Origin of the sequence: Micromonospora sp. NPDC049662, from assembly GCF_040675055.1 — a bacterium.
GTDB lineage: Bacteria > Actinomycetota > Actinomycetes > Mycobacteriales > Micromonosporaceae > Micromonospora.
Map to the genome: position 1 here is coordinate 35,260 of NZ_JBFAOC010000045.1, position 17,031 is coordinate 52,290.

Consider the following 17,031-nt stretch of genomic DNA (forward strand, 5'->3'; position numbering starts at 1 on the left):
GCACCGGCCCGGGGCCCCGGGTTTCGGGTCGTAAGCACCGGGGAAGCAGCGCCCCCGTCCCGAACCCCGGGCCGGGCAGCGCCGGGAGGGGAGCGGGCTCGTGGTTGGTGGCCGCCGCTTCCGCCGGGGCGACGGCTTCGGCCGTCAGCTCGACGAGCACGAGGCCCGGGTCGGGGCCGTCCCGCCCGCACAGCCGGGGAGCCCGTCCACCGGCCGTCTGGTGGACAGCGCGGTCTACATCCGCGGACACCGGTTCGCCTCACCGGCCGGTCTCGCCGAGACGTACGCCTGCCTGCAGACGCAGGACCACGCGATGGCCTGGATCGGGTTGTACCGCCCCGACATCGACCAGATCTCCTCGTTGGCGCGCGAGTTTCGTCTGCACGACCTGGCGGTTGAGGACGCGATCAACGCGCACCAGCGGCCCAAGCTGGAACGGTACGGGCACACCCTCTTCGTGGTGCTGCGCGCCGCCCGCTACGACGACCTGCGGGAGGAGGTGGAGTTCTCCGAGCTGCACCTGTTCATCGGGCCCGGTTTCGTGGTCACGGTCCGGCACGGAGAGGCGCCCGACCTGGCCGCGGTACGACGTCGCATGGAGGCCGACGCGCCGATGCTCGCCCGGGGCCCCGAGGCGGTGCTGTACGCGATCCTGGACCAGGTCGTCGACGGGTACGCGCCGGTGGTCGCCGGGTTGGAGAACGACATCGACGAGATCGAGACCCAGGTGTTCGGTGGTGACCCGAACGCCAGCCGGCGCATCTACGGGCTCAGCCGGGAGGTCATCGAGTTCCAGCGGGCCGCCCGCCCACTGCTGGGCATGCTCGACTCCCTGGCGGCCGGCGCCGGCAGCTACGGCACCGACGAGGAGCTGCGCCGCTACCTGCGTGACGTCATCGACCACCTCACCCAGGTGGTGGAGCGGGTGGACGGGTTCCGGCACCTGCTGCAGAACATCCTCACCGTCAACGCCACGCTGGTCTCGCAGCAGCAGAACGAGGAGATGCGCAGCCTCACGGCCGCCAGCTACGCGCAGAACGAGGAGTTGAAGAAGGTCTCCTCGTGGGCCGCGATCCTGTTCGCCCCCACCCTGATCGGCACGGTGTACGGGATGAACTTCGTGCACATGCCCGAGTTGAACTGGCGCTTCGGCTACCTGTTCGCGCTCCTGCTCATGGTGCTGGTCTGCGGCACCCTCTACCTGGTCTTCAAGCGCCGCGGCTGGCTGTGAACGACGCTCACTCGATGCCGCGCAGGATGTGCCGCTCGTCCTCGAGGTCGTCGTCGCCGGCGCCGATGCGACCGAGCAGCACGGCGGCGGCCCAGATGGTCAGCGGGGTGGCGGCACCGGTCAGGCCACCGCCGGTGCGGTCGTGCTTGGTCTGGCTCCGCTCGCTCCGCGGTGGCCTGCGCTGAGCCTGCATGGGCCCTGCCTCTCGTCGTCGAAGCCGTCGCGGGCGACGCGGTGTGCCCCGCGCGCCCGGCCGGGCGACCCGCGCACGCGGGTCGCCACCGGTACGGCATCCACGTCGAACCATCCCACGTCGGGCCGCGTCCGCACCCCCTGTTTTCGGTTTCCCGACTCAGGCCCGCCAAACCGGACAACTTGCCCGGCGGCCGGGCCTGCTCAGCGCAGCGGGTGGGCGATACCACGGGCGTGGTCGGTGAGCGCCGCGCCGACCACGGTCGCCGTCAGCGGCAGCACCTCCAGACAGCGGCGCACCGCGGCGGCCATCAACGTGTTCGGCACCCGCATGGACAGCGTGCAGTGCGGCACCCAGCGCCCCGGCTGGTAGTGCTCGACCAGTTCGATACCGGCGGCGGCGAGTCGGCCGTGCACCAGCCGGTGATGCGCCAGCAGTTCCGCCGTCGGCGTCGGACCGAGCCACAGCACCCGACCGACAAACTGCCCGGCGTGCTGGAAGTCGAGGCGCAGCGGAGCCGCCACGACCGTTCCGCTCAGCGCCTCGGCCACCCGCTCCGGGTCGAAACGGGGCGCCACCGCGAGGGACACGTGCGGGCGGTGACGCTGCTGGAGCAGCGAGCGCATGCTCTGCACACCCTCGGCCTCCAAGGCGTCCCACAGCACCCGGATCCGCCGCGTGGCGTCCGGGTCCAGATACAGCTCCAGCGCGGCGACCACGTGATCACGGTAGCGGCCGAGGTTCGGCCGTCGGTGGCCGGCGGTACGGTGATCCAAGACCCACCAGGAGGCGTACCCGTGGACGTGAGTGACCTGCTGACCGAGACGTACGACCGGCTGCCCGACCTCGTCCGCGCGGCGGTCGACGGCCTCACGCCGGAGCAGCTGCGCTGGGCGCCCGCCGAGGGGGCCAACTCGATCGGCTGGCTCGTCTGGCACCTGACCCGCGTCCAGGACCACCACGTCGCCGACCTGCTCGACGCCGAGCAGATCTGGACCGGTGGCGACTGGGCGGGGCGCTTCGGGCTCGTCGCCGACCCGCACGACACCGGCTACGGTCACACGCCCGCCCAGGTCGCAGGGGTACGGCCGGAGAGCGCGCAGGCGCTCGTCGACTACTACGGCGCGGTCGCGGCGCGTACCCGATCGTTTCTCGCCGGCTTGCGCCCGGCGGACCTGGACCGCATCGTCGACGAGTCGTGGGACCCGCCGGTCAGCCTCGGCGTGCGGCTGGTCAGCATCGCCGACGACGACGCGCAGCATGCCGGCCAGGCCGCCTACGTCCGGGGCCTGCTCGAGCGCGGCTGACGCCCGGCGTCTGCCGGGCTCACGGCACGATCACCGCCCGGCCTTCGAGCGTCCCGTCGCGCATCTGCCGGTACGCGTCAAGCGCGTCCTCCAACGCGAACGTGGTGATCTTCGGCCGGACCAGGCCCCGCGCGCCGAGGTCCAGCACCTCCACCAGTTCGGGCCGGCTCCCCCAGTACGTCGTCGCGATGCTCACCTCGTACGGCACGGAGAAGAACGAGACTCCCAGCGTGCCCCCACCGATGCCCACGATCGTGAGATCACCCACGGTGCGGGCCACCGCCGCGCCGAGCGTCAGGGTGGCGTCGCTGCCGACGAAGTCCAGCACCACGTCGGCGCCCCGCCCACCGGTGGCCCGCCGGATCTCCTCGGTGGCCTCGGGGCCCGGGGTGACTGTGCGGTCGGCGCCGTACTGCCGCGCCAGGTCGAGCGCCTCGGCGCGGGTGTCCACGGCGATCACCCGCGCGGCCGTGGTCGCCTTGAGGATCTGCACGCCGACGTGTCCCAGCCCCCCGACGCCGATCACGACGGCGGTGCTGCCCGGCGGCAGGTTCGGCCAGGACCGCCGGATGGCGTGGTACGGGGTGAGACCCGCGTCGGTCAGCGGGGCGGCGTGCACCGGGTCGAGCCCGTTCGGCAGCGGCACGAGATGCCGCGCGTCCGGGACCAACTGGTACTCGGCCATCCCGCCGTCCAGGCCCAGCCCACCACCTCCGCTCGGCACCGGCGCGCCGGCCGGGTTCTCGCAGTACGGGTCGATGCCGAGGCGGCACCGGGCGCAGGTGCCGCACCCCCACGAGCCGAACACCGCCACGGGCTGCCCCACCGTCAACCCGGAGACCCCGTCGCCGAGTGTGTGTACCCAGCCCGCGTTCTCATGCCCGAGGGTGAACGGCGGATTCCACGGCATCGCGCCCGGCTCGAACTCGTCCATCAGGTGCAGATCCGAGTGGCAGGCACCCGCGCCTCCGATCCGTACCACCACCTGACCTGGACCTGGCGTCGGCTCGGGAACCTCGACCAGCTCCGGTGTCGACTTCCACTCCCGCAGCCGCAGCGCCCGCATGTCGACCCCCCCTTGCCGTCGCCGTCCTGGCGTCGCTGCCTGCCCACCACCCCCCGTGCCAAACAAACCCAACCCTCCCCGCCCCCGAGTCCCCGCGCGATCTTGCAGTTTCTGCTGTCGATTCGCGTTCTCTCGACCGATATGTCACCACCGAAAGTGCAAGATCGCGGGGGCGCGGAGCTCGCGGGTTCACCCGATTCGGGTGACTCCCGATCACCCTGGCGCGAGGGACTCTGCGGGGATGCGGGAGGGGATGTGATGGGCACGACGGCGACGAGCTACCTGGAGCACCTGGAGACGGGCCGGCCTTTCGACCTGCCCGAGACGATGGCCGGGACGCTCCGGCTGGACCTGCGCGACGACGGGTACACCGAGCACTGGTACCTGACCGTGGCGGACCAGCACATCCGGGTCAGCCGCTCGGCCGACGACGCCGACCTGGTCGTCCGCGCGCCCCGGGCGGTCTTCGACGAGTTGGTCAACGGTGACCTGCCCCCGGGCACGGCGCTGCTGCGCAACGAGCTGACGCTGCGGGGCGACATGCGGCTGCTGCTGGTGCTGCGGCGTGTCCTGCCAGGGCCGAGGGGCGCCCGGCACCCGCGCGAGCTGGGGCGGGCCGCGTTGGCCCGGCGGAGCGCGCCGGCCGGGCGGGCGGCGACCGGCGGGCCGGACGGCCGGCCATGAGGCAGGAGCTCGTGCACGTCCTCGCCGGCAACGTGTTCGCCATCAGCGACGCCCAGGGTGACGTCGAGGTGGATCCGCAGGCGCCCGTCGGGCTCTTCGCGTTCGACACGCGCTTCCTCTCGCACTGGGTGCTGACCGTCGACGGCGAGCGGATCAACGCCCTCTCCCGGGACGACATGACGTACTTCGAGACCCGGTTCTTCCTGGTGCCCGGCGCCGCGAGCCACTACGTCGACGCCGACCTGTCGATCATCCGGCACCGCTCGGTCCACGATTGCTTCCACGAGAAGATCACCGTGCTGAACCACTCGCCGCAGCCCGCCGAGCTGACCGTACGGATGGAGATGGGCAGCGACTTCGCCGACATCACCGAGATCGGGAACCTGCGGTGGCGGGACGTACGGGTCGACGTCGACTCCGCGCGCCAACGGCTCACCCTGCGCTACGAGCGGCAGCGGTTCGTCCGGGAGACGACGGTCAGCAGCACCGCCGCGGTCGACGTCGACGAGGGCGGGATGACGTTCCGGATCCGCATCCCCCCGCACGGGCGCTGGGAGACCGACCTGCACGTCGTCCTGACCGTCGTCGGGGAGGGCGGCCAGGACATGCGCGCCAGCCTCCATGCGCACCAGCGGGCCGTCCGCACCGGGATGCGGGAGGACCTGGCGGCCTGGCTGGACCGTGCGCCGCGGTTGGTGGCCGAGCGCGGGGGCCTGGAGGAGATGTACCGGGGGAGCCTCGCCGACCTGGCCGCGCTGCGGTACCGGCCACTGTCGACCGCCGAGCGCGTGCCGGTCGCCGGCCTCCCGTGGTCGATGGCCTTCCTGGGGCGGGACAGCATCATCACCTGCCTGGAGACGCTGGCCTTCACCCCGGAGTTGACGCCGGCCACGCTGCGGATGCTGGCCCTGCTGCAGGGCGGGCACCTCGACGACGAACGCGAGGAGGAGCCCGGCAAGATCGTCTCTGAGCTCCGTTACGGCGAGTCGAGCGTCTTCGGTGAGCGACCGAGCGCGGTGTACTACGCCGCCGCGGACATCACCCCGTTGTTCGTGGTGCTGCTCGACGAGTACGAGCGCTGGTCCGGTGACGCCCAGCTCGTCCGCGAGCTGCGCCAGCCGGCCCGGATGGCGCTGGACTGGATCGACGAGTACGGCGACATGACCGGCGACGGCTACGTGCGCTACCAGCGCCGCAATGAGCGCGTCGGCGCGGTCAACCAGTCCTGGAAGGACTCCTCGGACGCGATCATCGACGCGCAGGGACGGCTGCCCGAGTTCCCCCGCGCCACCTGTGAGTTGCAGGGTTACGCGTACGACGCGAAGCGGCGCGGCGCCCGGCTGGCCCGCGAGTTCTGGGGCGACCCGGAGTACGCCGACCGTCTCGACCGGGAGGCCACGGCGCTGAAGGAGCGGTTCAACCGGGACTTCTGGCTGCCCCACCGGGAGTACTACGCGCTGGCGCTGGACCCGTACGGCGAACCGGTCGACGCCCTGTCGTCAAACATCGGGCACCTGCTGTGGAGCGGGATCGTCGCGGACGATCGGGCCGAGGCGGTCGCCGAGCACCTCCTGGGGCCCCAGCTCTTCAACGGCTGGGGCGTGCGGACGTACGCCGCCGGTCAGCGCCCGTACAACCCGGTGGGGTCGCACCTGGGGGCGGTGTGGCCGTCGGACAACGCCCTGATCGCCGCCGGGCTGCGGCACTACCGGTTCGACGCGCACGCGGCCCGGATCGCGAAGGGCATCTTCGACCTGGCCCAGACGCTCGGCGGGGCGGTACCCGAGCTGATCGCCGGCTACGAACGGAGCTTGACGAAGTATCCGGTCCAGTTGCCGTCGGCCGGACGCCCGAAGTCGTGGTCCTCGGGAGGCCTGCTGATGTTGCTCGGCACCCTGCTGGGTCTGCGACCCACCGGTGAGGACCTGTTGGTCAGGCCCGCTCTGCCCGCGGGGTTCGGCCGTGTCGACCTGCTCGGCGTTCCCGGGCGCTGGGGCCGCACCGACGCGTACGCCGGCGAGCGCTCCACCCAGCCGGTCAGGCCCCCGACGTCCCCGTTCCGGTCCTGAGATCGGCAGCCGTCGAGCCCTGCTCCTGCACGGGCGCGTCCCGCTGGGCCGGGGGAGACCGGTGGCGGTGTGCCTGGGCCTGGCGGAAGCCCCGCACGGCGCTGCCCAGACCGGCCAGCTCGCCGGGCCGCGCAGCGGCGCGGGCCGCCGTCAGCAGCAGCCCGACCGGATGCGTGCCGGCGGACTCGTCGACGGGAAGACCGCCGAGCAGCTGCTCGGCGGTCTCGCCGTCCATCCGGTCCGCGTTCATCTCGTGTCCCTCAGCGCCGCTCTGGCGGGCGATGTCACATCCGCTCGCGCGGGGGACGAGGAACACGACGTGCACGCGGGCCGGTGACCGCCGGATCGCGGGTCAGCCCATGGTCTTCGCCCCGTCGATCGCCTCCCGCAGGATGTCGGCGTGCCCGGCGTGCTGGGACGTCTCGGCGATCAGGTGCAGCAGGACCCGACGCACCGTCCAACTCGCGCCCGGCTCGAACCAGGGCGCCTGCGGCAGCGGGTGCGCCGCGTCCAGGTCGAGGGTGGCGATCAGCTCGTCGGTGTGCGCGGCCACCGCCTGGAACCGCTCGACCAGCCCGGCCAGGGTCTCGCCCGGCGACATCTGGAACTGGCCGACCCAGTCGATCTCGGTCCGCTGCATCTCCTCGGCGCCACCCACGGCGAACAGCATCCACCGCTCCTCGGTGGTCGCGACGTGCTTGATCAGCCCGCCGGGGCAGAGCTCGCTCACGGTGCTGCGGGTGCCGGCCTGCTCGTCGGTCAGACCGTCGACGGTCTGCAGGAGGAAGCCCCGGTGCCGGCGCAGCGTCTGCAACAGGTCGGCCCGTTCCCCGGTGAGCTGCGCGGTGCTGGTCATGGTGTCGCCCTCTCCTCGAAGTCCGTCGGCCCGCAGCCTAGGACCGGGCACCGACACTTCCAGGTCGGACACGACGTGGGCATCGGGCGTCAGCGGTTGCCGATCGCGGTGCGGGACTGTCCACTGAATGACATGGGTGTCATCAAGGTGGGCACGTCGTCCTGGGCGGACCAGTCGCTGCTGCGCTCGGGCTGGTATCCCCGCTCGGCCAACACGCCGGCCGGCCGGCTGGCCTTCTACGCGGGCCGGTTCCCGCTCGTCGAGGTGGACACCTCCTACTACGCCGTCCCGGTCCCGGAGACGACACAGGGCTGGGTCGACGCCACGCCCGACGACTTCACCTTCGACGTCAAGGCGTTCAGCCTCTTCACCGGGCATCCCACGCCGGTCGCCGCGCTGCCACGCGACCTGCGGCCGACCGCCGGCGCCGGCCGGGTCCGTCGCCGCGACCTGCCCGAGCAGGCGTACGAGGAGCTGTGGTCCCGCTTCCGGGCGGCGCTGGCCCCGATCGCGGCCGCCGGCAAGTTGGGCACTGTCCTCCTGCAGTTTCCGCCCTGGCTGGCCCGAAGCGCCGCCGCCGAGCGGCGCATCGTGGAGCTGGCGCAGCGCTGCCGGCCGTGGCGGGTGGCGGTGGAGCTGCGGCACGGGTCCTGGTTCGACGGCGCGGCCACGACCGCGACCCTGGATCTGCTGCGCGCGCACGACCTCTCACTGGTCTGCGTCGACATGCCGCAGGGGCACCCCTCGTCGGTGCCGCCGATCCTGGTGCGGACGGCTGAGCCGGCGATCGTCCGTTTCCACGGCCACAGTGACGCGTGGCGCGACGGCGACAAGCAGGACAAGTTCCGCTACGCGTACGCCGAGCAGGAGCTACGCGCCTGGGCGGAACGGCTGGCCGGGTTGGCCGAGGACGTCGACGACCTGCACGTCCTGTTCAACAACTGCTGCGCCGGGCAGGCCCAGCGGGACGCGACGCGGCTGGCGCAGCTGCTCGCCGAGACGATGCTCGGCGACACACCGGTGCCCGTCGGGCCGCGTCGGACGTCCGACGGTCCGGCCGTCGCGGCGTCGCGCGGCTGACCGACGGCCTTCGCGCGTGCCCACCGTCCGGGCCTGCGGGCAGCGCCGGCGTTCAGGAGCGGCGACCCCGGCTGCGCAGCGCGTCCTGGGACCGCTCGGTGACCTCCGCCTCGTCGGGGAACGTCCGTCCGCTGGGCGCGGGATCGGGCGGCGCGCCCGGCCCCGCCATCGTGGTGCGGGTGGGCTCGACCGAGCCGAAGCCGTGCCGTCCGGCCGGGCCGCTCTGCCCGTCCGGCAAGCCCGCCCGCCGTTCACCGCGCCGCCCCTCGGGCACCGCCGTCTCCTCGCTGCCCTCGTCCATCGGGGAGTCGTCGCCCGCGCCCCAGGGCGCGTCGGCGTCGAGGCCGTCGCTGGTTCCCCACGGGTTGGTCGCCTCCGGTTCGAGCCGGTCACCGCCGCGTCCCTCGTGTGCCGTCATGGCCACCTCTTCGGTCGGTCCGCCGCTGTCGACGGACGGGTTGCCCCTCCCGGTCCTGTCCACCGGGCGTGGGCGCGGGGTGGGCCGGCGCCGGTGCGACCCGTGCCCACCCCGAAGTGCCGCGCGGCGCAGGGCCGGCCGGCGTCCCGCCGTCGACGGTCCGGCGGGGCCCCGGCCGGCCCGACGCTCAGCGTCCGGCCATCGCCATCTGGCGCTTGCCGCCGACGCTCATGCCGATCTTGGCCAGGCCCATCGGGGCGCTGCGCATCCCGCCGGCACGGCTCATCAGGCCCCGCAGCACCTGACCGGGCTTCTGCTGCTCACCCATGTACGCGGTGACCACGACCAGCGATCCGGTCAGCGCCGGGATCGCCCACTGGAGCAGCTTCATCTGCCGCTGCGATGAGGCGACGCTGGCCGGTGTCTGGTGGTTGGGCTCGGTGGCGCCGCTCACCGGCGGTCCGCCCGCCTTCTCCAACCGCATACCGACCAACCGGCTGTAGCCGGTGACGGCCAGCGCGCCGATCGTCAGCGCCGTCTTGATGGCGCTGGCGCGGCCAACTCCACGCTGGGCCGCCACCCGCGGGCTCTCGGTGACCAGTTCGCCGACCGCGCCGGCGAGGTGCGCGCCGATCGCGGCCGCGTTGACCGGTGTCCACTTGGACCATCCGGCCGAGGCGACCGGGAGCCGCTGGGTCGAGTCGTTGATCTTCGCTGCCGCGCCGTTGACGCCGAAGGCACCCATGAGGGAGCCGCCGAACCAGGCCGCCAGACCCAGATCGTGCATCGAGCGCAGTGCGGTGTGTCGTTCGGACATGTGTGATCCCCTTCCGCCGTGTCGGGCGAGGCGGCTTACCCGTCGCCCGGACGGCTAACCCCGTCGTCCGCCGGTCGATCCCCGCGACGGGGACATTCGGGCTTCGGGGGCCGAACCGTCTTCGCCGAGGAGTCGTCGGCGCGGCGGTGGGTAGGTCAGGCGGACGCCGACGGAGAGGGGAACGGCATGTCGCAGCCGGACGAGGTCCGCGAGAAGACCCCCAAGACCGACGCGGTGCTCATGCACCCGGACAACGATCCGCACCGCACCACCGCCGAGGTCGCGCCGCGCAAGGACCACGCGCCGATCGAGGTGGAGCGCGACGGCGAACGGACGCCGGTCGAGCAGGAGGACTGAGTCGACACGACGGAGGCCCCGTCGGATGACGGGGCCTCCGGTGGCGAGACCGGTCAGGAGACCGAGATCGCCCCGTTGCTCGCACGGACACACGACACCGCGCGGGCGGCGGTGACGGCGGCGCCGGCGAGGCACTGGCCGAGCACCTGGTGTCCGGTGGCGTTGGGGTGCCACGACTCCTGGCACGTCTGGAAGTAGCTGACGCAGGTGTTGGCGATCCGCTGGATGGCGATCTTGTCCTTACCGGCGAGGCTCGTCACGAAGGTGCCCGTGGCGCCGTCCTGCAACCGGATCGGGGTGGCCAGCGCGCCGGCCGGGCTGGACGTCGACTCGCACAGCCGCGCGCCGTCGAAGGCCCGCTGCACGTTCAGATAGACCAGATCGTCGTTGGGGAACTCGGCGGCCAGGGTGTCCCGGGTGGACTTCACGATGCCGCCGAGTCCCTGCGAGAAGCGGTGCCCGGGGGCGAGGCTGGCCCGGTGGATCGGGCAGCCGGCCGCGTACCGCTCGGCGCCGAGGTCACGGAACTTGTCCCGGGTGTCGTCGCGGCCGTCCTCCTCGTGGAACGCCGCGTTCAGCTCCTGCGGCAGCGGGTTGGTGTAGTCCTGGAACACCACCCGGTGCTGTCCGTCCGCGTCCACCTGGTCGAGGGTGGTGAGGATCTGGCGTACGGCGGCGGTGGTCTCCGCGGTCGCGGCGCTGAGCTGCGCGGCGGTGGCCAGGTCGGCGTCGCTGCACGGCTTCTGCTCGACCGGACCGTTCAGGTACGCCCAGAACTCCCACCAGCCGGTCCAGGCGTCGGCGATGAACCGGTTGGCGCACGTCTCCGCGACGCTGCCGAAGGTGAACGAGCTGTTGTTGGAACCAAGGCCGATCAGCACCAGGTCGATGTCCTGGGTCTGCGCGACGGCACGGAGCTGGTCGAGCTGCGCGGCCACCGTACGGCCGTTGGTCCGGGCCTGCGAGGCGGTCGCGATGTCGTGCGGCTGGCCGCCGGAGCAGGCCAGGTTGAACCGGTTCTGGATGCCCGGCAGGTTCGCCTGGTTCAGCGAGGCGTTGGCCGACCGGTGGCAGAAGTACGCGTTGTTGTTCGGGGCGGACCAGCCGGGGAAGCCCTGGGTGACCCCGTTGGCGTCGACCACCGGCGTGTACGCGCCGGCGCCCTCCCCGCTGATGAAGCTGTCGCCGAGCGCCACGGCTGCGGTGGGCAGCGCGGCGGTCGCTGGGGCGGGCAGCGCGATGGCGGTCGACAGCGCGGCCGTGACGATCGTGAGTGCCGCGGCGAGCGCGGTGCGGCGGAACCTGGGCATGGGGCTCCCATCCATCGAAAGATGAAAGATTCTCTGAGAGCGCGATCAGATCACCCCCGTGCAACGGGCGTCAATGGCCCGTAACAGAATCTTTCGACGATCGACACGTGGATGTCGGCGCAGCGGTGGGCGCCCACTCTGGACGGGCGATGAACGCCGGACCGTCGGCTACGTCAGGGGTGACGCCGGCCGCGCACGGCCGCGCCGAGCGCGTTCAGACCAACACCCCAGATCAGGAGTACGCACAGCCACTGCGCCCACCGCAGCACGCTCATCTCCCCGGAGAGCAGGTTGCGGACGCTGCCGAACGGGGTGAGCCACGGCAGCGCCGGACGCAGCGCGTCGACGGCGTCCAACAGCCCGAACAGGCCCAGCGGGAGGACGATCGTGGCGAGGAACGCGACCACCCGCGAGCGCAGCAGCAGACCGAGCCCGGTGCCGACCAGACCGGCGACCACCTGCACCAGCACGCTGCCCACCGCGACCGTGCCGGCATGCCGCCACGGGTCAGCCGCCCCGTCGGCCGGGCTCAGCGCCAGCGTCGCGGCGCAGATCACCACACCGGCCACCCCGATCACGACGGCCGGCAGCAGCACTCCGAGCGCCGTCGGGACGACACCGCCGGACTCCCGGCGCGGATCGTGCGCGAGCAGGATGCCGAACAGTGGCGTCGCCACCGACAGCAGACTCTGGACCGCACCCGACAGGTCGACGAACGTCCGATCGGCGGGCGCCGCGGTCGCGACGAGCGCCACGGCGGTGAGCAGCCCCGCCAGGAGGGTGCCCGCGAGCAGCCAACGCCGGGCACGCGTACCGACCGAGCGCCGCAGGGCGTCGCGTGTCGTGTCGTCCACCCCGGCCGCCTCCCCGCGTCCGTCGTCCCCGCAAGTGAGGAATCGTACCGAGGTGGGTATCTCTGCGTGGTCCCCTGCTCACCGTGCGGCTGTTCGGTGGCTCACGTTCGTCGGGCCGAGCACGGCGGGTCGCGTAGGTGCTCCGGGAGTTGTCTCAGTCTCGGGCTAGGCTCGCTGCGGCGCGCGCCGGCCGACCCACAGTTGGGACGCCGCACCACACCGCCGAGACCGGGGAGTACGACCAGTTGACCGCAGAGCCTGACACCCTGTACGGGGCCGATGACCTCACCCACCTTGAGGGGCTGGACGCCGTTCGCAAGCGGCCCGGCATGTACATCGGTTCCACCGACAGCCGTGGCGTGGGTCACCTCGTCAACGAGATCCTCGACAACTCCACTGACGAGGGCGTCGCCGGCCACGCCAGCCACGTCGAGGTGATCCTGCACCCCGACGGCTCGGTCCAGGTCGACGACGACGGCCGGGGCATCCCCACCGACGTGCACGCCAAATCCGGCATCTCCGGCGTCGAGTTGGTGCTGACCCGCCTGCACGCGGGCGGCAAGTTCGGCGGCTCCGGCTACAAGACCTCCGGCGGCCTGCACGGCGTTGGCGCCTCGGCGGTCAACGCGCTGTCCCGTCGGTTCGACGTGACCGTCCGCCGCGCCGGCAAGATCCACGCCATGTCGTTCCGGCACGGCGTACCCGGGATCTTCGACGGCGCCGGGCCGGACGCGCCCTTCACCGCCGGACCGGGGCTCCAGGTGACCGGGGCGATGAAGCGCGGCCAGCGCACCGGCACCTCCATCCGCTGGTGGCACGACGCGCGCTACTTCGAGACCGGCGCGGCGCTGGACGTCGACGCGGTCCGGATGAAGCTGCGCAACACGGCGTTCCTGGTCCCCGGCGTGACGTACCTGCTGCGCGACCTGACCGGTGAGGCGCCCGTCGAGGAGCGGTTCCACTACCCCAACGGGCTCAGCGACATGGTCGAGTTCCTCGCGCCGGCCGGCGACCGGCCGGTCTCCGGCATCCTGCTGGTCAACGGCGAGGGGACGTACCGGGAGAACGCCGCCGACGCCAACGGCGTCATGCAGTCCAACGTGCAGCGCCGCGCCGAGGTCGAGGTGGCGTTCCGCTGGGGCACCGGCTACGAGCGCACCCTCGAGTGCTTCACCAACACCATCCGCAACGCCCACGGCGGCACCCACCGCAAGGGCTTCGAGCGGGCCCTGGTGCGCACCCTCGCCGACGCCGTCCGCAACACCCGCGGCCTGCTCAAGGCCAAGGAGGAGCCGCCCACCCTGGACGACGTCCTGGAGGGGATGACCGCCGTGGTGCACGTGCGGCTTCCCGAGCCGCAGTTCACCTCGCAGACCAAGGACGAGCTGTCGACCACCGGCATCACCAAGGTCATCCAGAGCCTCGTCGACGCGCACGTCAAGGCCTGGCTGGAGGACCGGCGCACCAAGGCCGAGGCGCGCGTCGTCCTGCAGAAGATCGTCGACGCGGCGCGGGTGCGGCTCACCCAGAAGCAGCAGAAGGACGCCGCCCGGCGCAAGACCGCCCTGGAGGGCGCGTCCATGCCGCCGAAACTGGTCGACTGCCGCGCCACGGGCATCGACCGTAGCGAGCTGTTCATCGTGGAGGGTGACAGCGCCCTCGGCACGAGCCGGATGGCCCGTTCGTCGGAATACCAGGCGTTGCTGCCGATCCGGGGCAAGATCCTCAACGTGCAGAAGGCCAACCTGCAGCAGGTGCTGGACAATGCCGAGTGCGCGGCGATCGTGCAGGTGCTCGGTGCGGGTTCGGGGCGGTCGTTCGACCTGTCCGCGCTGCGCTACGGCCGCGTACTGATCATGGCCGACGCCGACGTGGACGGCGCGCACATCCGTACGCTGCTGATCACCCTCTTCGCCCGCTACATGCGGCCGTTGATCGAGGCCGGCCGGCTCTACGCCGCGATGCCGCCCCTGCACAAGATCACCACCAAGGGGCGGAACCCGCAGACCGTCTACACCTACACCCAGGCCGAGATGGAGGCGACGGTCCGCAAGCTGGAAAAGGCCGGCAAGCAGATCGTCACGCCCATCCCGCGCTTCAAGGGCCTCGGTGAGATGGACGCCGACGAGCTGTGGGAGACCACGATGAACCCGGCCACCCGCGCGGTCCGCCGGATCACCCTCGACGACGTGGACGCCGCCGAGCGCATCCTCGAACTGCTGATGGGCGAGAAGGTCGAGCCGCGCCGCAACTGGCTGATCGACTCCGCCGACCGGGTCGACCGGGAGGCGATCGACGCATGAGCCGACGTTTCATTCGAGTGGAGAGCTGAGTCATGGCACGCCGCAAGGACAACAAGGTCGACCTCTCCTCGTTCGACCAGGCCGGCGCGCGGGTCTTCGACAATCCGCTGGTCACCGAGGTCTCCGACTCCTACCTGGAGTACGCCTTCTCGGTCATCCACTCCCGTGCCCTGCCGGACGCCCGCGACGGCCTCAAGCCGGTGCACCGGCGGATCCTCTGGTCGATGTACGAGCAGGGCTACCGCCCCGACCGAGGGCACGTGAAGTCCGCCCGAATTGTCGGGGATGCGATGGGAAAGTATCATCCGCACGGCGACACGGCGATCTACGACGCCATGGTCCGCCTGGCGCAGGACTTCTCGCTCAACGTGCCGCTCATCGACGGACATGGAAATTTTGGATCTCCGGACGACGGCCCGGCCGCCAGCCGCTACACCGAAGCCCGGATGTCCCGCGAGGCCATGCTGCTCGTCGGTGAGCTGGGCGAGGACACGGTCGACGTCGAGCCCAACTACGACGGGTCGTTGACGCAGCCGACCGTGCTGCCGGCGGCCTTCCCGAACCTGCTGGTCAACGGCGCGTCCGGGATCGCGGTCGGGATGGCCACCAACATGATCCCGCACAACCTCGCCGAGGTGGTCTCCGCGGCCCGTTGGCTGATCAACCACCCGGACGCCACCCTGGACAAGCTCATGGAGTTCGTCCCCGGCCCCGACCTGCCCACCGGTGGCGTGCTGCTCGGCCTCGACGAGGTGCGCCGGGCGTACGAGACCGGGCGCGGCGTGGTGCGGATGCGCGGCAAGGTGGAGATCGGCCCGATCGAGGGCAGCCGGGGCCGCCAGGCCATCACCGTGGTCGAGCTGCCCTACGGCGTCGGCGCGGAGAAGGTCATCGCGGCGATCACCAACGAGGTCACCAAGACCAAGCGGCTGACCGGCATCGCGGACGTCAAGGACCTCACCGACCGCGAGAGCGGCACCCGCCTCGTGGTCGAGTGCAAGGTGGGGGTCAACCCGCAGGCGCTCCTCGCCGACCTGTACCGGTTGACCCCGTTGGAGCAGTCGTTCGGCGTCAACAACCTCGTGCTGGTCGACGGTCAGCCCCGTACCCTCGGGTTGAAGGCGCTTTTGGAGGTCTTCCTCGCCCACCGGTACGAGGTGGTCACCCGGCGCAGCTCCTACCGCCGCCGTAAGCGCGAAGAGCGCCTGCACCTGGTCGACGGTCTGCTGATCGCGCTGCTCGACATCGACCGGGTGGTCCGTCTGATCCGTGGCAGCGACGACGCGCAGGCGGCCAAGGACGCTCTGATGAGCCAGTTCGGCCTCTCCGACATCCAGGCCACCTACATCCTGGACACGCCGCTGCGCCGCCTCACGAAATTCGACCGGATTGAGCTGGAGGCCGAGCAGGACCGGCTGCGCGGTGAGATCGCCGAGCTGTCCACGATCCTCGACGATGAGCGGGTGCTCAAGAAGCTGGTCTCCGACGAGCTGGCGGCCGTGGTCAAGCAGTTCAGTACCGAACGGCGTACGACCCTTGTCGACGGTGACCTGAAGGAGGTGCTGGCGGCGTCCGCGCCGGCCGGCCCGCTGGAGGTCGCGGACGACCCGTGCCAGGTGATCCTCTCGGCGACCGGGCTGGTCGCCCGGACCGCGGCCGAGTCGGAGGAGAGCGCCGAGGGGCGTCGGCGCAACGGCCGGGTCAAGCACGACACGGTACGCGCGATCGTGCACTCCACGGCCCGTGGCCGGGTGCTGCTGGTAACCAGCGCGGGTCGCGCCTTCAAGATCGACGTACTGCCGCTACCGGTGCTGCCCGAGCAGGCCGGCACGGTGTCGCTGCGCGGCGGCATGTCCGCGGCCGAGTTGGTGCCGCTGGAGGCGGGGGAGACCGTCGTCGGTCTGGCCCCGCTCGCCGGCGCCGCCGACGCCTCAGCCGGGCTGGCGCTGGGCACCCGGCAGGGCGTGGTCAAGATCTGCGCCCCGGAGTGGCCGGTGCGGTCCGACGAGTTCGAGGTGATCGGCCTGCGGGACGGTGACGAGGTGGTCGGGGCGACCTGGCTGACCGACAACACCGAGACGCTGACGTTCGTGACCTCGGAGGCGTCGTTGCTGCGCTTCGCGGCTTCAGTGGTGCGCCCGCAGGGCCTCAAGGGCGGTGGCATGGCCGGCATCAGCCTGCCGGCCGGGGCGCGGGTGGTCTTCTTCGGCGCGGTACGCACCGACGATCCGGGTCACGGCGAGCCGATGGTGGTCACCTCCACCGGAGCGACGGTCAAGGTCACGCCGTTTCAGGCGTACCCGGCGAAGGGCCGGGCGACCGGCGGCGTGCGTGCCCACCGGTTCCTCAAGGGTGAGACGGACGTCGCCGTGGCCTGGGTGGGGCCGCGCCCGGTCGGCGCGGGTGATGAGTTCTCGTGCCCGCACCCGTCATAGGTGTGACGGGACACGACGAGACGGGAGCATGACGTGATGGGTACGGACGCG

16 protein-coding genes and 1 pseudogene are annotated in these 17,031 nt (G+C 71.9%); 8 read left to right on the forward strand and 9 right to left on the reverse strand.

What is annotated here, in order from left to right:
• Window positions 1-100: 100 nt before the first annotated feature.
• A complete protein-coding gene (corA, locus tag AB0J36_RS26130) occupies window positions 101-1,231 on the forward strand; it encodes a magnesium/cobalt transporter CorA (protein WP_357120182.1) in 1,131 nt (376 codons plus the stop codon).
• Window positions 1,232-1,238: 7 nt separating this feature from the next.
• Here the strand turns inward: corA and AB0J36_RS26135 are convergent, their stop codons facing one another.
• On the reverse strand, window positions 1,239-1,424 hold the full coding sequence (locus AB0J36_RS26135; RefSeq protein WP_357120179.1) for a hypothetical protein: 186 nt from the start codon (window positions 1,422-1,424) through the stop codon (window positions 1,239-1,241).
• A 203-nt stretch (window positions 1,425-1,627) separates the two neighbouring features.
• On the reverse strand, window positions 1,628-2,143 hold the full coding sequence (locus AB0J36_RS26140) for a 2'-5' RNA ligase family protein (protein WP_357171535.1): 516 nt from the start codon (window positions 2,141-2,143) through the stop codon (window positions 1,628-1,630).
• A 78-nt stretch (window positions 2,144-2,221) separates the two neighbouring features.
• On the opposite strand from AB0J36_RS26140, the gene AB0J36_RS26145 reads away from it, so the two are divergent.
• Window positions 2,222-2,731 carry a DUF664 domain-containing protein gene (locus AB0J36_RS26145; RefSeq protein WP_357171536.1) on the forward strand — a complete coding sequence of 170 codons (510 nt, stop codon included), beginning with the start codon at window positions 2,222-2,224 and terminating at the stop codon, window positions 2,729-2,731.
• A gap of 19 nt (window positions 2,732-2,750) precedes the next feature.
• Here the strand turns inward: AB0J36_RS26145 and AB0J36_RS26150 are convergent, their stop codons facing one another.
• Window positions 2,751-3,797, reverse strand: coding sequence for an NAD(P)-dependent alcohol dehydrogenase (locus tag AB0J36_RS26150; protein WP_357120172.1), 1,047 nt, complete (start codon window positions 3,795-3,797; stop codon window positions 2,751-2,753).
• A gap of 258 nt (window positions 3,798-4,055) precedes the next feature.
• Between AB0J36_RS26150 and AB0J36_RS26155 the strand changes: the two genes are divergently transcribed.
• Complete coding sequence (locus tag AB0J36_RS26155) at window positions 4,056-4,481, forward strand: SCP2 sterol-binding domain-containing protein (RefSeq protein ID WP_357120169.1); 426 nt, start codon at window positions 4,056-4,058, stop codon at window positions 4,479-4,481.
• Window positions 4,478-6,550 carry a glycogen debranching N-terminal domain-containing protein gene (locus AB0J36_RS26160; protein WP_357396800.1) on the forward strand — a complete coding sequence of 691 codons (2,073 nt, stop codon included), beginning with the start codon at window positions 4,478-4,480 and terminating at the stop codon, window positions 6,548-6,550. Before AB0J36_RS26155 ends, AB0J36_RS26160 begins: the two co-directional genes overlap by 4 nt.
• Here AB0J36_RS26160 and AB0J36_RS26165 read toward each other — a convergent pair.
• Both AB0J36_RS26165 and AB0J36_RS26170 read right to left on the reverse strand, forming a co-directional pair.
• Window positions 6,519-6,800: a hypothetical protein gene (locus AB0J36_RS26165; RefSeq protein WP_357120163.1), complete on the reverse strand. Its 282-nt coding sequence runs from the start codon at window positions 6,798-6,800 to the stop codon at window positions 6,519-6,521. The genes AB0J36_RS26160 and AB0J36_RS26165 overlap by 32 nt on opposite strands.
• Window positions 6,801-6,902: 102 nt before the next feature.
• On the reverse strand, window positions 6,903-7,406 hold the full coding sequence (locus AB0J36_RS26170; protein WP_357120160.1) for a DinB family protein: 504 nt from the start codon (window positions 7,404-7,406) through the stop codon (window positions 6,903-6,905).
• Between the two features lie 132 nt (window positions 7,407-7,538).
• On the opposite strand from AB0J36_RS26170, the gene AB0J36_RS26175 reads away from it, so the two are divergent.
• Entirely contained in the window at window positions 7,539-8,486 is a 948-nt protein-coding gene (locus tag AB0J36_RS26175; RefSeq protein ID WP_363661207.1) for a DUF72 domain-containing protein, read from the forward strand.
• Window positions 8,487-8,538: 52 nt separating this feature from the next.
• Here the strand turns inward: AB0J36_RS26175 and AB0J36_RS26180 are convergent, their stop codons facing one another.
• Both AB0J36_RS26180 and AB0J36_RS26185 read right to left on the reverse strand, forming a co-directional pair.
• A complete protein-coding gene (locus AB0J36_RS26180) occupies window positions 8,539-8,904 on the reverse strand; it encodes a hypothetical protein (protein WP_363661208.1) in 366 nt (121 codons plus the stop codon).
• Window positions 8,905-9,091: 187 nt separating this feature from the next.
• The gene (locus tag AB0J36_RS26185; protein ID WP_357120151.1) at window positions 9,092-9,721 is read right to left on the reverse strand and encodes a hypothetical protein; all 630 of its coding nucleotides are present in this window, start codon (window positions 9,719-9,721) and stop codon (window positions 9,092-9,094) included.
• Window positions 9,722-9,907: 186 nt separating this feature from the next.
• Between AB0J36_RS26185 and AB0J36_RS26190 the strand changes: the two genes are divergently transcribed.
• Window positions 9,908-10,078, forward strand: coding sequence for a hypothetical protein (locus tag AB0J36_RS26190; RefSeq protein ID WP_355050353.1), 171 nt, complete (start codon window positions 9,908-9,910; stop codon window positions 10,076-10,078).
• A gap of 53 nt (window positions 10,079-10,131) precedes the next feature.
• On the opposite strand, the gene AB0J36_RS26195 is transcribed toward AB0J36_RS26190, so the two are convergent.
• Together AB0J36_RS26195 and AB0J36_RS26200 are read right to left on the reverse strand one after the other, a co-directional pair.
• On the reverse strand, window positions 10,132-11,388 hold the full coding sequence (locus AB0J36_RS26195) for a hypothetical protein (protein ID WP_363661209.1): 1,257 nt from the start codon (window positions 11,386-11,388) through the stop codon (window positions 10,132-10,134).
• A gap of 173 nt (window positions 11,389-11,561) precedes the next feature.
• The gene (locus AB0J36_RS26200) at window positions 11,562-12,242 is read right to left on the reverse strand and encodes a hypothetical protein (RefSeq protein ID WP_363661210.1); all 681 of its coding nucleotides are present in this window, start codon (window positions 12,240-12,242) and stop codon (window positions 11,562-11,564) included.
• Window positions 12,243-12,487: 245 nt separating this feature from the next.
• Here AB0J36_RS26200 and AB0J36_RS26205 point away from each other — a divergent pair, with 245 nt between their 5' ends.
• Both AB0J36_RS26205 and AB0J36_RS26210 read left to right on the forward strand, forming a co-directional pair.
• Window positions 12,488-14,545 carry a DNA topoisomerase IV subunit B gene (locus AB0J36_RS26205; protein WP_363661211.1) on the forward strand — a complete coding sequence of 686 codons (2,058 nt, stop codon included), beginning with the start codon at window positions 12,488-12,490 and terminating at the stop codon, window positions 14,543-14,545.
• A gap of 32 nt (window positions 14,546-14,577) precedes the next feature.
• Window positions 14,578-16,947: pseudogene (locus AB0J36_RS26210) on the forward strand (DNA topoisomerase IV subunit A); the annotation flags it as partial.
• Between the last annotated feature and the right edge of the window lie 84 nt (window positions 16,948-17,031).

Bases quoted from the DNA above. Each gene is read 5' to 3' on its own strand.
- AB0J36_RS26170 (WP_357120160.1), bottom strand. From the start codon at position 7,406: ATGACCAGCACCGCGCAGCTCACCGGGGAACGGGCCGACCTGTTGCAG.
- AB0J36_RS26155 (WP_357120169.1), top strand. From the start codon at position 4,056: ATGGGCACGACGGCGACGAGCTACCTGGAGCACCTGGAGACGGGCCGG.
- AB0J36_RS26135 (WP_357120179.1), bottom strand. From the start codon at position 1,424: ATGCAGGCTCAGCGCAGGCCACCGCGGAGCGAGCGGAGCCAGACCAAG.
- AB0J36_RS26175 (WP_363661207.1), top strand. From the start codon at position 7,539: ATGGGTGTCATCAAGGTGGGCACGTCGTCCTGGGCGGACCAGTCGCTG.
- AB0J36_RS26185 (WP_357120151.1), bottom strand. From the start codon at position 9,721: ATGTCCGAACGACACACCGCACTGCGCTCGATGCACGATCTGGGTCTG.
- AB0J36_RS26180 (WP_363661208.1), bottom strand. From the start codon at position 8,904: ATGACGGCACACGAGGGACGCGGCGGTGACCGGCTCGAACCGGAGGCG.
- AB0J36_RS26160 (WP_357396800.1), top strand. From the start codon at position 4,478: ATGAGGCAGGAGCTCGTGCACGTCCTCGCCGGCAACGTGTTCGCCATC.
- AB0J36_RS26165 (WP_357120163.1), bottom strand. From the start codon at position 6,800: ATGAACGCGGACCGGATGGACGGCGAGACCGCCGAGCAGCTGCTCGGC.
- AB0J36_RS26150 (WP_357120172.1), bottom strand. From the start codon at position 3,797: ATGCGGGCGCTGCGGCTGCGGGAGTGGAAGTCGACACCGGAGCTGGTC.
- AB0J36_RS26190 (WP_355050353.1), top strand. From the start codon at position 9,908: ATGTCGCAGCCGGACGAGGTCCGCGAGAAGACCCCCAAGACCGACGCG.
- AB0J36_RS26195 (WP_363661209.1), bottom strand. From the start codon at position 11,388: ATGCCCAGGTTCCGCCGCACCGCGCTCGCCGCGGCACTCACGATCGTC.